The 17,587-nt window shown below is 64.9% G+C and carries 16 protein-coding genes; 9 read left to right on the top strand and 7 right to left on the bottom strand.

Annotated elements, in window-relative coordinates:
* The first annotated feature begins 3 nt into the window (after nucleotides 1-3).
* The 3 genes from GEMMAAP_RS05700 (at nucleotide 4) to uppS (ending at nucleotide 1,728) form a co-directional block, all read left to right on the top strand.
* Nucleotides 4-636, top strand: a complete 633-nt coding sequence (locus GEMMAAP_RS05700; protein ID WP_026849876.1) for a hypothetical protein — start codon at nucleotides 4-6, stop codon at nucleotides 634-636.
* Nucleotides 637-712: 76 nt separating this feature from the next.
* Nucleotides 713-1,036, top strand: coding sequence for a winged helix-turn-helix domain-containing protein (locus GEMMAAP_RS05705; RefSeq protein WP_238588187.1), 324 nt, complete (start codon nucleotides 713-715; stop codon nucleotides 1,034-1,036).
* The gene (gene uppS, locus GEMMAAP_RS05710) at nucleotides 1,036-1,728 is read left to right on the top strand and encodes a polyprenyl diphosphate synthase (protein WP_026849874.1); all 693 of its coding nucleotides are present in this window, start codon (nucleotides 1,036-1,038) and stop codon (nucleotides 1,726-1,728) included. The genes GEMMAAP_RS05705 and uppS overlap by 1 nt, the downstream gene beginning before the upstream one ends.
* A 4-nt stretch (nucleotides 1,729-1,732) precedes the next feature.
* On the opposite strand, the gene GEMMAAP_RS05715 is transcribed toward uppS, so the two are convergent.
* Genes GEMMAAP_RS05715 through GEMMAAP_RS05725 form a run of 3 tightly spaced genes read right to left on the bottom strand, consistent with a single transcriptional unit; the run spans nucleotide 1,733 to nucleotide 4,425 of the window.
* Nucleotides 1,733-2,440, bottom strand: coding sequence for a YqjF family protein (locus tag GEMMAAP_RS05715; RefSeq protein WP_053334212.1), 708 nt, complete (start codon nucleotides 2,438-2,440; stop codon nucleotides 1,733-1,735).
* Nucleotides 2,441-2,806 carry a VOC family protein gene (locus GEMMAAP_RS05720; protein ID WP_026849873.1) on the bottom strand — a complete coding sequence of 122 codons (366 nt, stop codon included), beginning with the start codon at nucleotides 2,804-2,806 and terminating at the stop codon, nucleotides 2,441-2,443. It lies immediately after the preceding gene.
* A gap of 53 nt (nucleotides 2,807-2,859) precedes the next feature.
* A complete protein-coding gene (locus GEMMAAP_RS05725) occupies nucleotides 2,860-4,425 on the bottom strand; it encodes a RecQ family ATP-dependent DNA helicase (protein WP_026849872.1) in 1,566 nt (521 codons plus the stop codon).
* Between the two features lie 121 nt (nucleotides 4,426-4,546).
* Here GEMMAAP_RS05725 and GEMMAAP_RS05730 point away from each other — a divergent pair, with 121 nt between their 5' ends.
* The 3 genes from GEMMAAP_RS05730 (at nucleotide 4,547) to GEMMAAP_RS05740 (ending at nucleotide 8,970) form a co-directional block, all read left to right on the top strand.
* Nucleotides 4,547-5,509, top strand: a complete 963-nt coding sequence (locus tag GEMMAAP_RS05730) for a hypothetical protein (RefSeq protein ID WP_026849871.1) — start codon at nucleotides 4,547-4,549, stop codon at nucleotides 5,507-5,509.
* A gap of 126 nt (nucleotides 5,510-5,635) precedes the next feature.
* On the top strand, nucleotides 5,636-8,413 hold the full coding sequence (locus GEMMAAP_RS05735) for a serine/threonine-protein kinase (protein ID WP_082821095.1): 2,778 nt from the start codon (nucleotides 5,636-5,638) through the stop codon (nucleotides 8,411-8,413).
* Nucleotides 8,413-8,970: an ECF-type sigma factor gene (locus GEMMAAP_RS05740; protein WP_026849869.1), complete on the top strand. Its 558-nt coding sequence runs from the start codon at nucleotides 8,413-8,415 to the stop codon at nucleotides 8,968-8,970. The genes GEMMAAP_RS05735 and GEMMAAP_RS05740 overlap by 1 nt, the downstream gene beginning before the upstream one ends.
* Nucleotides 8,971-8,978: 8 nt before the next feature.
* On the opposite strand, the gene GEMMAAP_RS05745 is transcribed toward GEMMAAP_RS05740, so the two are convergent.
* The 4 genes from GEMMAAP_RS05745 to GEMMAAP_RS05760 form a co-directional block, all read right to left on the bottom strand.
* Nucleotides 8,979-10,235 carry an amidohydrolase family protein gene (locus tag GEMMAAP_RS05745; protein WP_026849868.1) on the bottom strand — a complete coding sequence of 419 codons (1,257 nt, stop codon included), beginning with the start codon at nucleotides 10,233-10,235 and terminating at the stop codon, nucleotides 8,979-8,981.
* Nucleotides 10,236-10,265: 30 nt separating this feature from the next.
* Nucleotides 10,266-11,327 (bottom strand): MBL fold metallo-hydrolase, encoded by a 1,062-nt coding sequence (locus GEMMAAP_RS05750; RefSeq protein ID WP_026849867.1) that lies wholly within the window; start codon nucleotides 11,325-11,327, stop codon nucleotides 10,266-10,268.
* A 116-nt stretch (nucleotides 11,328-11,443) separates the two neighbouring features.
* Nucleotides 11,444-11,887, bottom strand: a complete 444-nt coding sequence (locus tag GEMMAAP_RS05755) for a hypothetical protein (protein ID WP_026849866.1) — start codon at nucleotides 11,885-11,887, stop codon at nucleotides 11,444-11,446.
* 65 nt (nucleotides 11,888-11,952) lie between these two features.
* Nucleotides 11,953-12,636, bottom strand: coding sequence for a hypothetical protein (locus GEMMAAP_RS05760; protein ID WP_026849865.1), 684 nt, complete (start codon nucleotides 12,634-12,636; stop codon nucleotides 11,953-11,955).
* 350 nt (nucleotides 12,637-12,986) lie between these two features.
* Here GEMMAAP_RS05760 and GEMMAAP_RS05765 point away from each other — a divergent pair, with 350 nt between their 5' ends.
* From GEMMAAP_RS05765 to GEMMAAP_RS05775, 3 genes are all read left to right on the top strand, one after another.
* The gene (locus tag GEMMAAP_RS05765; RefSeq protein WP_053334211.1) at nucleotides 12,987-14,957 is read left to right on the top strand and encodes an LVIVD repeat-containing protein; all 1,971 of its coding nucleotides are present in this window, start codon (nucleotides 12,987-12,989) and stop codon (nucleotides 14,955-14,957) included.
* 164 nt (nucleotides 14,958-15,121) lie between these two features.
* A complete protein-coding gene (locus GEMMAAP_RS05770) occupies nucleotides 15,122-16,648 on the top strand; it encodes an amidohydrolase family protein (protein ID WP_053334210.1) in 1,527 nt (508 codons plus the stop codon).
* Between the two features lies 1 nt (nucleotide 16,649).
* Complete coding sequence (locus tag GEMMAAP_RS05775) at nucleotides 16,650-17,363, top strand: alpha/beta hydrolase (RefSeq protein WP_053334209.1); 714 nt, start codon at nucleotides 16,650-16,652, stop codon at nucleotides 17,361-17,363.
* The last annotated feature ends 224 nt before the right edge of the window (nucleotides 17,364-17,587 follow it).

Raw genomic sequence — 17,587 nt, forward strand, 5'->3', positions numbered from 1 at the left:
CGTATGTCCGCTCATCCCTCCGGCCCTCCCGCTCTGCACGACCGGGCGATTCAGGATCTGTTGTTCATTCGTCGCACCATGGAAGGGGCGGCGTCGTTCACCGACGTGCCGGGATGGGGCTTGGTGGGCATTGGGGCCACGGCCATCGCGGCGGCTCCCGTGGCGGCCCGCCAGGGAACGCCGGAAGGGTGGCTCGCCGTCTGGATCGTCACGGCCATCGTGGCCGGGAGCGTAGGCGGGGTGACCATGTGGCGCAAAATGCGTCGTCGGCTGCCTGCCCCGGGGCCGCTGCTGCTCAGTGCGCCCGCCCGAAAATTTCTGCTCAGCTTCTGGCCGGCACTCTTCGCGGGTGCCCTCCTGACGCTAGCGCTGGTGGATCCGTTTACCCCCGGGATGGCGCCACGGCTCGCCTCGCGGGTGCTGCCGGGGCTGTGGCTCATGATGTACGGTGTCGCCATCACGACCGCCGGCGCCTTCTCGGTGCGGGCGGTGCCCCTCATGGGCGCCGGCTTCATGGCGCTGGGAGCCATTACCCTCTTCCTGCCGGCCGCCGATGGGGATCTCATGATGGCCCTCGGGTTCGGCGCCCTGCAGATCGGCTTTGGCGTTCACATTGCCCGGAGTCACGGTGGGTAAGCGCCCCGGCTCAGCGGCCCGGGCCAAGTCGGCCCCCGAACTGCCCCCCTCCGGGGACTCAGAGGAGCGCCCGACATTGACGTCCATTGCCGGAGAGGCCACGACCCCGCTCGCTCTGGACCGCCTTATTCACGAGCGCATCCGACTGGCCATTGTCAGTGCGTTGGCGGTGCACCCGGCGCTCAGTTTCAACGAGCTCAAGGCGCTCCTGGACACCTCAGACGGCAATGTCTCGGTCCATGCGCGCAAGCTCGAAGATGCCGGCTATGTGGCCTGTTCCAAGGGCTTTGACGGGCGGATTCCCCGCACGGAGTATCGTCTGACCCCCGCTGGTCGTCGTGCCCTCGAACAATATCTCTCTCACATGGAAGCGCTCATCCGGCGCGTAGGAGGACAGTGATGGCCAAAGCCAACGTGCCGGGGCACCTCGCGATCATCATGGACGGGAACGGTCGCTGGGCCAGCCGCCGCGGTCGTCCCCGGTGGATGGGCCATGTGCGAGGGGCGCATACGGCGCGTGAGGTGGTGGCGCACTGTGCCCGCGTGGGAGTGACCGATCTGACGCTCTATGCCTTTTCCAGCGACAACTGGAAGCGTCCCCGGGAAGAGGTCGGATTCCTCCTCGACCTCTTTACGTCGCACCTGGATCGCCAGCTGGCGGCGTTGCTGAGCAACGGCATTCGCCTGTCCATCATTGGCCGCCGTGACCGGTTGCCCCCCGCGCTGGTTGCGGCCATTGCCGATGCCGAAGCGCGCACGGCGCACGGTACGCGCATGCATTTGCGGGTCGCGATCGACTACTCGAGCCGCACGGCCATTGAAGAGGCGTTTTCGCGCCGGCAGGAAGGGCAGGTAGATGCACCGCTCGACTCGCTGCTGCCGCAGGTGGACCTGCTTCTGCGCACGGGTGGGGAACGACGCCTGTCCGACTTTCTGCTTTGGGAGTGCGCCTACGCCGAACTGGCGTTTCTGGATGTGCACTTCCCCGATCTCAGCACCGCCGACCTCGATACCGTTTTTGCCGACTACGCCAAACGCGAACGCCGCTTTGGCGACGTGGGCGCGTCGGGGCAGCTGGCGCCGGTGCCCTGAGGCGTTAGCCGAGACGTCGCAACGGGTGAATGCGCACGTTCACCGGTGACGCGGCCAATACAGAGTCCGGTGCGCCGGTCAGCGGAAACCCGGCGAGTGCCGCCGGGGCGGTAGTATGGGCCAGCAGCGTGGGCGTGTGAATGTGATACGGCGTGTGTGATACGCGACCACGGTACAGCTGCCCGCGCGCATCGGCAGCGTACAGCACGTAGCGCTCCACCAGAAAATGCTCCAGCGATTCCGGCGCGGCCGGTGCGGATCCCGCGTGTTGCTGCCACCGATAGCGCCACGGGGCATGCACGGTGCCACGCCGCTGGCTGTAAAAGTCCACGGCACCGCCCGCGTGCGTCGCGTGCATGCGGGCGTGTACGTACGGCAAATGAAAGAACCGCTGCGCGATGGCCACACCGATGGGCTGATTGCAGTCCAACGAATAGAACCACACGCCGGGAACACCAGCGGCATCACGCACATAGGTGCGCACGTTGAGCTCCAGAAACCAGGAGAGCCACGGCACCGGCGGCAGGAACGCCGGTCGCACACGGTCCATGAAGAACGGTACGATACCCAGGTAGCCCTGCCCCTCATGCGTGTCAACGAACAGACCAGGCGGTAGGGTGGCCTGCACCGCAGCCGCGCTGACCCGCCAGTGCAGGAACAGCAGATCACGCCACCGCTGTGTCCCCACCACCGGGTTCGGCGGGGGCGACACTTACTCCTTCACCTCACACGCTTCCAGCGGATTGCCATCGAGATCGCGGAAGCGGAAGTAGATCACCCCGGGCGTTTCGCTCAGCGAGTCTACGGCAACGTCGTTCGCCGACAGCGCTGCGTGGGCAGCCTTGGCATCCGTACACGCCAGGATGGGATACGTACCGGATGCCACGAACTCGGCGCCGTCCGCGAGTTGCCACAACGTCAACGTGGAGCCGCCGCTGAACTCAATCACCGCCAGCCGTTGTTCATCATCCTCGTACACCTGCTCACCGCCAAGATGCTGCGCGTACCAAGCACAGGCGGCGCTGATGTCGCGCACCCGCAGGATGATGGTGTCGATGCCAGTGAAATGCGATGTCATGGGTGTGGGAGACGGTAATGGCAGTGTAACGCACGAGTCGGCGTGCGGTTCCCCTACGTCGAGTACATGGCGAGGACTTCCAGAAACGCGTCGCCGTAGCGCTCGAGTTTGGCCTGGCCGACCCCGGGGACCTGCAGGAGTGCCGCATGGCTGTCCGGTTTTCGCTCCACCATCTCCAGCAGCACGCGGTCACCAAAAACGATGTAGGCCGGCACGCCCGCCTCATCGGCCAATTCCCGACGCATGGCCCGCAGGGCATCAAAGAGCTCGCGGTCGTCGGCGTCGAGTTCGTTGACGTCCAGCGCCGCGCGTGATGGCAGTCGAACCCCCGGCGTGGACTTGCGCCACCCCGCCACGGCTACGCGCTCAAGGTCCGCCGCCTCCGCCAACCGCGTGGCCACCGATTGACCGGTGCACTGATCGCACGATGTGCCACAGTTGTCGATGGCTTCGTCAAAATGCCTCACCAGCGCCTGATGACGACAGGAAGCCCGCTCCACCAGATTGAACAGCGCCACCGTGGCGGCACGCGTGCGGGTCCGCAACGCCTCGTCCTCAAGTCGGTCGAGAAACCGCTCGTGCTGCATGACGTCGGCCCACGAATAAAACATGACGCAGTCGCTTGGCAGCCCATCACGTCCGGCACGCCCGATTTCCTGATACCACGACTCGATATCCTTGGGCATGTCGCGGTGAATGACGAAGCGCACATTGGATTTGTCGATCCCCATGCCAAAGGCGACCGTCGCCACCACCACGTCCACATCGTCACGCTGGAAGGCGTCCTGATTGCTGGCGCGCTCCTCGGCGCTCAGACCGGCGTGATACGACAGCGCACGGACACCCTGCGACACCAGAAATTCCGTGGTCTGCTCCACGCCTTTGCGACTCTGGCAATACACAATGCCACTCTCGCCCGCATGTGAGCGAATCAGCGCAAGGATTTCGTTGCGGGTGTTTCCCCCTTGCCCCTTCTTGCGTACGCCGATGCGCAGATTGGGACGGAAGAACGACCCCTTGAATCCGGCCGGTTTTTTCATGCCCAGCTGGCGCAGAATGTCACGCGCCACCTCGCGCGTGGCCGTAGCGGTCAGGGCAAGCACGGGCACATCGAGCTGCTGCTTCAGCCCCTGCAGTCGCCGGTACGATGGACGGAAATCGTGCCCCCACTGACTGATGCAGTGGGCTTCGTCCACCACCAGCAGGGAAATGGGGCACCCCTGCACAAAATCGCCGAGGTAGCCGTCGAGGGCTTCCGGGGCGAGGTACACCAGCTCATACGCGCCGGCCCGGAAGGCGTCGAGTCGAGTGCGCCGCTCCTCGGGGTCGAGGGTGGAATTGATGGCCGCCACCTTGAAGCCCAGACCGGCCACGGCATCCACCTGGTCCTTCATCAGCGAAATGAGCGGTGAGATCACCAGCACGGTGCCGCCCAGCAGCCGCGCCGGCAACTGGTACGTGAGCGACTTGCCCGCGCCGGTGGGCATCAGTGCAATACAGTCCCGTCCCTCAAGCACGGCGTCAATCACCAGACGCTGCCCAGGGCGGAACGCATCGTACCCGAAGACCTCGCGCAGGATGTCCTCGGGTGTGCGATGGGCGGGCGAAGTGACAGTCACAGAGAGGGCAGGGCGTCGGCGGTCGCAGGGGTGATCGTTGGCTCACCCCTGCATCATCGTTGCATGATAATCGACGGTACAAATCCTTCCCACCGCCGCGCGTCCGCATAGCTTCTGCTGCATGTCCATGCACACGCCTGCGGCGTCTCCGCCTCACCTGCTCTCCGCCCTCACGCTCGTGCTGGGACCGCCGCGCGAGCCGTCGCCCCTGTTCACGGAGTTTCAGGCCGGCGCGCAGCAGGGCGTCTCCGTGGCCGATCATGCCTGGGCGCACCACGAGCACGAGGCGCTCACCGCCCTGACGCATCGTGACGGCTCGATCAGTACGCACACGCTGCTGGAAACTCTGCTGGGTGGTGTACTGCAGATCGGGGTGTTGGTGGCGGACGTGGAACGATCCTGGGTGCGGCATGCCGATGGGCAGCTGTATGCGGCTGTGACCATTGTTTCTGAGGACGTCCGCCCCCGGGCCGGAGGACTGGCGCTGCATGACCCCTCATTGGTGGAGGCGCTCAATGCCGTCAGCGACACCATTGCCACCCTTGATGGGCGGGCGTGGATGCAGTGGAGCAGTCGCTCCTGGCTTGATCCGGAGGATCCGGCGCAACTGTCCCGCAGCGCCGCGCTAGTGGGAAAGATGGCAGAGGTGGTGATCCAAGATTCCCCTGCCGGGCTCGAGTCCGCAGGGGACACCGAAGTGGAACTCGAAGCTGAACTGCTCGTCGCCATCCGGTACGGGCGCGCGCATGCGGACCTTCCTTCGGCCGCGTTGACGCGGGAATTGCGGGCCCTGCGACATCTCGATCCCATGCGACCGGAATGGACACGCATCGTGATGGACGCGTTCTTCCTCGGTGCGCTCGATACGGCGCAGCTGCAGGAACGCGTCCGTACGCATGATGCGGCTGGGCTCGCCTTCCTGTACCTCGGCAAAGAACGGTCGGATCGCCTGAAGGTCAGTCCAGAGGTCTCCCCGCGATTCCGTGGTGAAATTGCCGCCAAAACGTTCATGACGGCCTATGCGCTGGAACGGCTGGCGCCCGTGGTTTCGGCCGCGTTACTGGACGTGATGACGGCCCAATAGAACAAGAGATATGACATAATCGAAAAATCCCGTCCCATCCCGACAAATCTCCCTGAATGTCGGACACTGCTTGCGGGATGGGCTTCACGGTGTGCAACATGAGCGCGAGCACAGCTCCTCACGCGCATGTCACTCCCCCAACTGCCACGCCGAATGGGCGACGCCGCCTCCGACGATCTCGCCCTGCTCGCCCCTTTGCTGGAGGCGGCGTTGACCGTCACCGGCGAGAAGCGCGAACAGTGGCTGGCGGACTTGCGCCAGGCCCAGCCAGACGTGGCCCGGCGACTCGAAGCGCTCATGGCCGACGAAGCGTCGCTGGACGCTGCCCGCTTTCTCGTGCGGACTTCCGCACCGCAGCTGGTGCGGGAGGCTGTCTCCAATTCCGCCGCGTTGAGCGCTGCAGCCGGGCGCCGGATGGGCGCCTATACCCTCGAGCGTGAACTCGGGGAAGGCGGCATGGGAAGCGTCTGGCTGGCGCGTCGCAGTGATGGTCGCTTTGATGGCGTTGCGGCGCTCAAGCTGCCGCATCTGTCGCGGCTCTCCACCGAAGGCGCGCGCCGCTTTGCGCGCGAGGGCAATGCACTGGCCCGCCTCACCCACCCCAACATTGCTCGGCTCACCGATGCGGGCGTCGCTGAAGATGGGCAGCCGTTTCTGGTGCTCGAGTATGTGGACGGTGATCGCATCGACCACTGGTGTGACGCGCGCAAGCTGAGCGCCGAGCAGCGGCTGGAGTTGTTTCAGCAGGTGCTGGCCGCGGTAGCCCATGCGCATGCGTCGTTGCTGGTGCATCGCGATCTCAAGCCCTCCAATATCCTCGTCACCAGCAATGGGACGGTCAAACTGCTCGACTTCGGCATCGTGAAGCTGCTGGAAGCCGAGCCGGGTGATGAGGCGCCCACGGAGCTGACGGGTGTTGGCGGGGGACCGCTGACACCGGAGTATGCGGCACCGGAGCAGGTGTCTGGCGGCACCATCACCACGGCCACCGATGTGTACGCATTGGGTGTGTTGCTCTACCGGTTGCTCGCCGGGCAGCATCCCACCGCCAACAACGTCCGCGGGGCCATGGAGGTGATGCAGGCGGTGGTCGATACCGCGCCGCGTCGCCTGAGTACCGTGATCACCCAGGAGGCGGCGCAGCAGCGCAGTGCCCCGGTGGAGCGTCTGCAGCGGTTGTATGCGGGCGATCTGGAAGTGATTGTGGCCAAGGCGCTCGAAAAGGAACCGGCGCAGCGCTACACGTCGGTGACCGCGTTCAGCGAAGACATTGCCCGCTTTCTACGGCATGTACCCGTACATGCACGACCGGCATCGGCAGGCTATCGTCTCCAAAAGTTCGTGCGGCGCAACCGGGTGGCGGTGTCCGCCGCTGTACTCATGGTGGCCGCTCTCGGCGCCGCTACCGCCGTGACGGCGCGCCAGTCGGTAGTGGCGCGTCAGGAGCGCGACGAGGCCAGGCGGCAACGCGACCGGGCCGTGCAGGAGGAACGTCGCGCCACGGCCGCCAACGGGTTTCTGCAAACGCTGATGCAGGCGGTACCCACCGGCGAACCGTTTACGCCGGCGACACTGCTGCTCAAGGCCCGTACGCTGATCGAAGCGGACTACGCCACCGATCCGCGGTTCGCCGCCCGCATGCTGCTCGATCTGGCCGCAAGCTATGAGGCTCTCGATGATGCAACCGCCGAACGCACCCTGCTGGATCGCGCGCGATCAATCGCGAACGCCAGCGGTGATGCGGAGTCGGAAGGCCGCGCCCTGTGTGCGCTGTCGCTCTGGACATCGCGTGATCCGGACAGTGCGGCCGTGGCCCGCCCGTTCGTGGATGATGCCGTAAGGGCCACCAGGAATCTCAAGCCCGTGCCGGCGTCGGTGCAGGTCCCCTGTCTCATGGCGCGCGCACGTATCGTGGGCGAATTGGGGCCGGCAGACAGTGCGGTCGTTTATGGCGAGCAAGCGCTGGCCGTGGCCATTGCGTCGGGTGATACCTCGTCTGCGACGTTTGCGTCGCTGCTGTCCGATCTGACGGATACATACCACAACAACAATCGCATTCGCGACGCGTACAATGCGGCGCGACGCTGGGAGGCCGCACTGGAGCGGGCGGGGCGTAGCAGCAGCGTACCGATGCTGCGGGCGCGCCAACGTGTTGCCTCCGACCTGCGCGATCTGGGCGAAATGCAGTCCGCCGACTCGGCATTGCAGGGGGTGCTCTTGCTGGCGAAGCGCATTGACTCCACCAGTGTCCCGCCGTACGTGACCGTGCTGGCGGGTGAGGTGGCGCGGCAGTTGCTCGGCGCCGATTCGGCGGCTCGCCTGTTTCAGGCCGCGGTCGTGAACGCGCGAAAGAGCGGCGATGATTTTCGTACCCGGTGGGCGCTGGCCAACCTTGCCAATTCCCAGGCCGATGCCGGGCAACCCGCTGCCGCCCAGCGCACGCGCGATGAATTTGAAAAGGCCGGCGCTCTTGGGCCCGGGAGCGTGGCCATGATTGACGCCCGCATCGATGATGCGCGCGGTCAACCAGCTCGGGCTCTCACGGCGTATTTGAAATCACTGGCGGAACGTGATTTCCCATTCGGGCGGAACGCGCCACCGTATCATCGGATCGTGTACCGTGCCGCGCGCGCGGCGCTGGCCGCCGGCGATGGCACGGCCGCCGATACGTTGGCTGGACACGCCATTCGGCTGGAACAACAGATGGGGCATAATCCGGCGCGCAGCGCCGACATCGGGTTGTCGTATCTGGTGCAGGGGAGGGCGCGGGCGCTGTTGCGCGATACCGTCAATGCGCGCCTACTGGCGGGGAAGGCAGAGCTGGCGTTGCGGGCTGGCTTTGGCGCGGCGCACCCAGCCACCCGCGACCTCGTGGCATTTCAACAGCAGTTGGTGGCACGCTGATGTCGATCCGTCTGCTGGTGGACCAGGCCGCCACTGGTGACCCGGCCGCTGCTGGCGCGCTGTTTTCAGCCTTGTATCACGAACTGCGTGTGATCGCGGAGAAACATCTTCGCGGGCAGCGCGACGGCGTCTCTCTGGGTACCACGTCGCTGCTGCACGAGGCCTATCTCAACATGCGTGATCGTGAGGCGGGGCAGTTTCCGGACCGGGCCCGTTTCCTGGCGTACGCCTCCCGCGCGATGCGGGGGTTGGTGATTGACTACGTGCGGAACCGTCAGGCCAAGAAGCGCGGCGGGGAGTTTCAGCTCATCACCATGGACGATGGGCAGATCCCGGGAGATCAATCCGAAGTGCAGTCATTGGAGTCGCTGTCAGAAGCACTGGATGTGTTGTCGTCGGTGGATGCCATGCTCGCGGAATTGGTGGACCTGCATTTCTTTGGCGGGTTTTCCTTCATGGAGATTGCTCATCTCCGCAACGTGTCGGAGCGCACTGTCCAGCGTGACTGGCGAAAGGCTCGCCTGCTGCTGCACCACCATTTGCAGCAGGACAGCTAAACGCACGTTTACCGTGCAGCGCCAACGCGCTGTCCACCAATCCACACCGAGTGCTGCCGCCGGATATTCGCAATGCGTGCGAGTGGCGAGGCCTCCAGCACCACAAAGTCGGCCCACTTTCCGGTCTCAAGCGTGCCGACTTCCCGGTCGATCTGCATGCACTTGGCCGCGTCGCGCGTGGCGGCGCTGATCGCCTGCGCGGGCGTGAGTCCGGCGTCCACCATCATCTCCAGTTCCATCAGTTCGAAATAGCCCTGGAAGCGACCAAGCGGGCCGGTGTCTGTTCCCATGGCAATGGGCACCCCAGCGTCATGCAACGTCTTGAGATTCTTCGTGGCTACTGGCAGTTGGGCTTTGTAGCGCTGCGCGCTGGCGCTCGTGCGCGTGGCTTCCTGACGAGCCGGCTGCGTGACCGTCGTCATCCAGGCGCGATTGGCGTGCGCCAGAAACTGGGAGTCGGCAAAGAACGCCGGTGTGCTTTCGTACACATACGTGGAGACTTCCCGCATCAAGGTGGGGGAGTAACACACCGTGCTCGCGGACAGCGCCTTCACAAACGACGCATCGACCGGCTGATCGCGTACGCTGTGGGCAATGAAATCGGCGCCGGCGGCCAGCAACGCCTTGGCGTCGTTGAGGTAGTACAGATGCACTGCGACCCGCTTGCCGCGGGCATGCGCTTCCTGAATGACCGCCGTATACACGTCGGGCGACATCTTCGGTGTGGTGCCAAGATTGTCGTCCACCCGAATCTTGACAATGTCTACGCCCTGTGCGACCACGGCCGCCACCTGCGCGCGTGCCTCGCTCACGCTGGAGGGATTGAGCACCGGCCCCGCCACAAAGACTCGCGCGTGCGGAGGTGAGACGGTGCGTTGCGCTTCTCTCGCCGCAAATACGTCCGCGGACTCATCGCCGAGGGAGTACACGGTGGTCACACCATACGCCGCATAGGTGGCGAGATTGGCGACCGAGGACGCGTGCCCATGCGCATTGATGATCCCCGGCATGATCACTTTCCCGGCCAGTGAGATACGCTCGGCGTTCGCTGGAGCGGTCACCTGCGACGCAGGCCCGACCGCGGTAATGCGCCCGTCGGTCACGACGATGGTGGCGTTCTGCTGCGGCGCCTTGCCGGTGCCATCAATGATGGTCGCTCCGGTAAAGACGCGGGTGCCTGCCGCCGGCTGCGCGAGGAGCGGGCAGGGAAGTGACAGGATGCCCGTGAGGAATGCCGTGAGAACTGTCTGGTGATGGAGCCGCATATGTATCCTGGGTCTGTGCACAGAGTGAGGCTACCAGCGAAAGCGCGTGATGGCACCGGCTCGTGGGGCCGTCCACCGATTTCCGACAAACGGCGCCAGTCGCGCCACCAATTCAGAGGCGCGAATACCCCGCACGACCCGTTCTGCAGCGTCCGACGAGCGAAAGAAGTCGTCCCAGTGTCCGAGGATCACGTGTACCGGGGCGAGATGCGCGAGCAGAATATCGGGGTACTTCGCCGGCTGATCAAAATTGGCCGCGGTAATCATTGCGATTGTCTGATGAGCCGGTGGCATGGTGGCGATCACCTCGCCGGTGCGGCGCTGAACATCGGCATTGGCGGCGGCGTCATGAAACACCAGGCGAAAGGCCACGCTGCTGTCCGCCGCGAGAATATCGATCACGTAGCCATACACGGCGCCCATCTTCCAGCCATGCACGGTCCGCGGGAGCGTGCGTCGCGGCGTGCGCTGATGGCCGGGCGAAATGGTGATCGTGCCGATGTTTGGTGCGTGCGCCCATTGGATGGCGCGGAGGCGGACGGCGGAGCCCACGGCATACGACGTGCCCGGGCGGTTGGCATCACGCCCAGCCGTGCTGTCCACGATGACTCGCCGAGTGCGAAGCGCAGATACCGGCGCCAGCAGATTGGCCACCGTTTCGCTGCCGTACACGCGGGCGTTTGGCAATCGCGACACGAGCGGTGGGATGTCCATGAGATGGTCGTAGTGACCATGCCCCACCACAACTGCTGCCACCCGCGACAGCCGGTCGGCGTTGGCGGCGGGCATCGCCTGCAGCCGGCGCGTGATGGTGGCGGTATCTGGTTGTGTGCCGAAGAACAGATCCCCGAACATCATCCACGGCACCGAGGGATTGCTGAAGAGGGGGGCCGTGAGCACCAGCTGCGTGGTATCGCGCCATGGTACCACCAGAAACCCGGCGACCCCCATGGCGACCACATCGACCGAGTCCGTGCAGGTTGGTGTGCAATTGCCCACCACCTGAATGGCCCCCGGTGCGGTTGGATGCAGATCTGCGGGATCACCCGTTTGCAGGAAGCGGCAGGATGCCAACAGGAGCGCGGCCAGCATCCACCACAGGCGATGATGGCCACGGTGGCGGAACTGTTGACCGGAAGCTCGGGCGGGCCCCGCAGAATGTCGGGTGTTGATCACCCGCATACGTTACCGGACGATCGCGCGCGTGGTCAGGGGAGCGGCTTGAGCGACACCCACGCACGATATCGCGCGGCGGGGATGGGCGCGCCGGGAACTTCCAGCGTTGGCGTCAGCGAATCGAACACCACCCGCACACGATCAATGAGCGTATCCCGTGGCGCCGTGTTCAGCTGCAGCACAAACGGGACCGTGGCGCCACGTCCAAAGCGATAGCCAAAGCGCACGGTGGCATCGCCCTCCCACACGCATTTCACACGGGTTGGACAGCGCGAGTCACTCAATACCTCGAGGAACGAAACGAAAAACACGCCGTTCCCCGCCGGGCTGACCTCGTCACCGGCCGCCAGTCCGCCAGCGGGAGAGTCGGGCGGCGCGGCCGGTGAAGCGCAGGCGCCGAAGAGCACCACGGCGGCGGCCGTGGCCGCACGCCGCGCATGCAATCGGCACAGCGCCGGGACGGGGAAGGAGATCATATCTCGAGTGTACCCCGCCCACGGCGCGTCCGTCACAACGCGTTTACCGGTCTGGCGCTACCTGCTTACGGGGTAATCCGCATGGCCAGATGTTCGCCCTTCTGAATACGGAGGGCCTGGGTGGCCAGGTCCAATCCGCCAGCCGGTCGGGCAAACACCCGAATGCTGTTGTCGCTGCGAATGATGGCCACCGGGAAACGCAGATTCACCTGCGAACCTGGGGCCACGTCCCCCAAGCGCACCGAGAAATTCCCCTGTTCGGCGAATACCGTGACGGCCTTGGACCGCTCATTCGCCACGGTCAGTGTCGTGCTGGCCAACTCGTCCTTTGACAGCGAGATGCCGAGGCTGTCGCAGTTGGCCAGCCCTTCCTTGGGAGGGATGAGCATACCGAGTCGGTTGGTGCCGCCCAGAGGCAGCGAAATGGTGCTGAAATCTCCGGACTCGCCGTCGGCGCGGGCGAACACCTGCACCGATCGCTGTCCGCGCACGGCCCAGGCAGGCAACGTGAGCGTGCCCGTCTTTCCTGCTGGGACGACGCCAATCCGGCGGTCAAAGGCTCCGGATTCAATGAAGACGGTCACCGCACTGGCGCGGTCGTTCTGCACGGTCAGCAGGTTCGTGGTATCCCCGGTAACCCGTGTGGTGGGGAGTCGGGTAGGCGGCTGGGTGCCCTGCCCTTGAACCGTGGAGGCACCGGCACAGGTAAGTACGGCCACACCAATGATGACGATCGGGAGCAGGCGCATGGATGGATCCTCTCGAAAAGTCGCGGCGGTATCGCGATGAGCACCGCTGCCATGGCGGCGCGGTCAATGCAAACGTGCGTCGTCCGGTCCCTCGGGGGCGTAGGGCAAAGCCTCCTCTCGGCGCCCGGTTACCTGACGGGGATGTGGGAAATCGCCCCGCCCCACCTGTCGCCACCGACCGGACAGGCGCCTTCGTCCGTTTCAGATCTGGGAAATCGAAACGAACCACCCCTCAGTTCGTACGGGATATCATCGCTCACATCCCGATCCGTTTGGCGCTATGCTCCCTGTCTCTGCTGGGGCCGGTTCTGCCGACGTCGCAGTTTTCCCTCCCTTTCCATCTCACCGACATGCACGCTTTCCGATCGCGCGCGTTCCCGTTGCTGGCGTTGGCAACGGCCACGTTTGCCGCTTGCGCTCCTGCCCGCAAACCCGATACGGCCCCGTCACCGGCCACCGATCCTCGCAACGCGCTCAAGGCCGGTCTGTTTGATGCTGGTGAAGCGGTGTCGAACATGCGGGTGTTGGCCCGCGCGCAGTCGCCCAAGGGTTTTCTTGGCGAGACGAACTCCGACCTCGCGTTCACGGGCAACTACGTCATTCAGGGCAACTACAACGGCCCGGTCGTGTGGGACATCAGCAACCCGTCCAGCCCGCAGCTGGTGGTGGCTTACGAGTGCCCGGCGTCGCAGAACGACGTGTCGGTGTACAAGAATCTGATGTTCATGTCGGCGGAAGCGCTCAACGGGCGTATCGACTGCAAGCCAGGGGGCAACTCCCAGGCGGTGAGCAAGGAGCGCCTGCGCGGCGTGCGTGTCTTCGATATCAGCAATATCCGTGAGCCCAAGCTCGTGGCCAATGTGCAGACCTGCCGTGGGTCGCATACGCACACGGTGCTGGAAGATCCGAAGGACAAGGAGAACGTGTACATCTATGTCTCCGGCTCCTCGGGCATTCGTCCGGCGGGAGAATTGCCCGAGTGCAGCAACGCGGCCAGCAGTGATCCCAATTCGTCGCGTCTGCGCATCGAGATCATCAAGGTGCCGCTCGCTGATCCGAGCAAGGCGGCGGTGGTGAACCGCGCGAACATCTTCGCTGGGCTGCAATCGCCCGCCGGGCATGGCGAATCGCCGGCCGACAAGGCGGAAATTGCCGCGGCCAAGGCGAAGGGCGCGTTTACGGCGTTCATCCCCATCATGTCGCAGGAAATCGTGTTGCCGCCGCAAATGACCAAGCCGATCATTGACAGCATCATGAAGGCGCGTGGTGCCACGGCGCCCAACGCGGCTGACTCGGCGGCGGCGCGTCCGGTCGTGGACGGTGTGGTCAAACGCATGCTGGCCGCGCAGGGTGCCGATAAAGCACCGCCGGCGCGTGCGGCGAATGCCCCGATCAGCGAAGGAACGCAGTGTCACGACATCACGGTGTATCCGGCGCTTGGTCTGGCGGGTGGTGCCTGTGAAGGACACGGCCTGCTGCTCGATATCAGCAACCCCGTGAATCCCACGCGTCTTGATGCCGTGGCCGACTCGAACTTTGCCTACTGGCACTCGGCCACGTTCAACAATGACGGCACGCAGATTCTGTTCAGCGACGAATGGGGCGGCGGTGGCGCTCCGAAGTGCCGTCCGCTCGACAAGCCGGAATGGGGAGCGAACGCCATCTTCGAGATCGTGAACAAGAAGATGGTGTTCAAGAGCTACTACAAGATTCCCACGTACCAGACGTCGAACGAAAACTGCGTGGCGCACAACGGCTCGCTCATCCCGATTCCGGGGCGCGACGTGATGGTGCAGGCGTGGTATCAGGGCGGCATCTCGGTGTTTGATTGGACGGACGCGGCCAACCCGAAGGAAATCGCCAGCTTTGACCGCGGCCCGGTTGACGGTACGCGCATGGAGATGGGCGGCTCGTGGTCGGTGTACTGGTACAACGGCCACATCGTCAGCTCGGAAATCGCGCGTGGCATGGACGTGGCCGAACTTACGCCCAGCGAGTTCATCTCCCAGAACGAAATCGATGCGGCGAAGACGGTGAAGTGGGACCAGCTCAACGCACAGGGACAGCCGAAGATTTCGTGGCCGCCCAGCTTTGCGCTGGCCAAGGCGTTCACCGATCAGCTGGAGCGCAAGCAGTGCGCGTCGGGCGTGGTGGGTACGCTGCGCTCGCAGATTGCCGCGGCCGAAAAGGCGAGTGGCGCGGCCCGTAACACGGCCTTGCAGGCAGCGGTGAGCGCGGCCGAAGGTGCCCGTGGCTGTGATGGCAAGAAGACGGATCTGCTCAAGAAGGCGTTGCAGGATTTGCAGGCGCCGGCCATGTAAACGCGGTCTGTTGGCGTTGTGCCGCCGGGCCAGGGTACGGATGGACGAGCCACTTCGGGGCGCTTTGGCGCCCCTGCCAGATGCTCGTCCATCCGCACCCTGGCCCGGCGGCACTTCATGCATCTGATACTTGTCATGGTCGGCCCCCGGCGTTGATTGGAGGCATGACACAGAACATCTCGCGACGTGCATTCATGCGTGGGGCTGCCGCCGCCTCGTTGGTGCCGGTGCTGGGCACGGCAGGGTTGGTAGGGGCGCAGCCCCCGTCTCCCGAGGGTGCCCGCCTTGCGCGTCGCTTGAAGACGCGAGACTTCGTGGTGGAGGCGTCGTACGGGTTGCTGTGGCGTAATGGTCGCCCTGAGGTGGTGCCCGATGTCTTTGTGCGGGTACGTGGCAATGACATTGTGGAGGTGGGTACCGGCCGCGCGCGGGGTACGATGGAGCGCATCAATGCGGAGGGGCAGCTGCTGTTGCCGGGGTTCATTTCGGGGCACACGCATGCGGCGTCGGGAAGTCCCACGCGCGGGCTTATTGAAAGCGGGCGTTCCTATCAGCGCCCCATTGAGCTGGTGGAGCAGCTCCCCGAGGACCAATTGGATGCACTCACGGCGTACAACATCGCCGAGCTGGTACGCTCTGGCTGTACGAGTCATGTGGAGATGAGCCTCAGCCTGCGTCAGGCCCAGAGCTACGTGCGCGTGGCGCGCCAATGGCATGTGCGCGGCTTTCCGGGGGGCATGGTACCGGGGACGGCGCGTCTGTTTCCCATCTGGCGTCGCAGTAACGACGCGATCCTTGCCGAAAGCGTCTCGGCAACGCTGGCCGAGATTGATGCGAATCGTGTGTATGCCCTGAGCATTCGTGGTGCGGAGGACGGCCTCATCATGCCCATGATGACGCCGCACGCGGCGGATACACACACGCCGGAAACGATGCGAGCGGTTGTTGCCGCCGCCAGGGAACTCGGGACGGGCATTCACACCCATCTGGCGCAGGGCAGTGGTGAGGTGCGTACGGTGCAACGGGCGCATGGCGTCTCGCCCGCACAGTGGTTAGCGACGCTGGGCGCGTTTGATGGGCCGTTTTTTGGGGCCCACATGACCGCGGCCACGGCCGACGACTGGTCGCTGCTGCAGCAGCGTGGCGGTGTGTACGTACACTGTCCGTCGGGTGGCGGCGCCGGCAATTCAAGCGGATCGCAGCCGTATCCGGAAGCGCTGGCGGCCGGTGCCGCGACGAACGTGGGCATTGATACGCACTCCAATGACTACGTGGAGAACCTCAAGCTGGCCGTGATTTGCGGGCGTGCGCGGGCGCGGCTGGTGAACCAGCTCTCGGGCACAAAGCTCCCTCTGCCGAGCGTCATGCAAGCGGTGGCGGGCGCCACGCATGGCGCGGCCGATGGTTTGCGCCGACCCGATCTCGGGCGCATTGCCGTGGGGGCCAAGGCCGATCTCTGCACCATCGAGGTAGGCGGTCTGCTGGTGGGCAGTGGCGCTGCGGGTCCCGAACCACTGCACAATCTGCTGTACGCGAATGGGCACAGCGTGCGCCATGTCTTCACGCAGGGCTATGCGCAGGTGCTGCACGGGCAGTTGGTGGTGGCCGATGAGCAGCAGTTGCTGCGTGACGGGGGCAAGGTGGTCCAAACGATTTGGGCGCAATTGCGCGCCGAAGGCTGGTTTTCCTGACATGAACGCATCTCCGCAAGACGACATCCGCCTCCGCACGCGGCCGACGGCGCGTACGGCCCGCTATGCGGTATTGGGAACCGAACCTGCCGAGGCACAACGCGTGTGGTTTGTGCTGCACGGCTATGGTCAGCTTGCGCCCCGGTTTCTGCGACATTTCGCGGGCGCTGTACCCCCCGATACATGCATCATTGCGCCCGAAGGGCTCTCGCGCTTCTACGTGGACATGCCTCGGACCGACGGGGCTCACCTGCAACGGGTCGGCGCCACGTGGATGACCCGGGAAGCCCGTGAGGATGACATTGCGGATACCCTGCGGTGGCTGGATCTGCTCTCCGCCGAGACCTTGGCCGCCACGGGGAACGTGCCGGTGGGAGTGTTGGCCTTTTCGCAGGGGGTGGCGACGGCAACCCGCTGGCTGGCCCACGGCGGGCTGGCGCCCGATGCGTTCGTGGCCTGGGCTGGTGGGGTGGCGCACGACGTAGACGATCAGCGCATGCGTGATGTGCTGCACAACACGGCGGTCACGCTGGTGGCCGGAACAGACGATGGTTTCGTTTCGCCGGAAACGCGGGCGGCCATGCTGGCGACACTGCAGCAATGGCAACCTGCCGCGCAAACGGTGGCGTTTGCCGGTGGCCACCACCTTGATCGGGTCGTGCTCGCCGATCAGTTGGCTGCACTTACGGCTCGCCGCCTCCGCGCAAGCGAGTAACGCGCTCGTTGAGCCATGATGGCATCAACAGGCGATGGACAATCGCGGCAATTTCTCGGGCATCTTTCCACGGTCTCATTACTCCCGAAGCGATCACTGCAATACAGACAGGCGGAGTACATGGCTATACGATAGCCCCATCTGCTGTGGCCGCGAAACCCGACGGGAAGTTCCGGAAGCGGTGAGGCGAATCGCGTGCCGCCTCACATGCGGCATGCCCAGAC

It is taken from the genome of Gemmatimonas phototrophica (assembly GCF_000695095.2).
Taxonomy (GTDB): domain Bacteria; phylum Gemmatimonadota; class Gemmatimonadetes; order Gemmatimonadales; family Gemmatimonadaceae; genus Gemmatimonas; species Gemmatimonas phototrophica.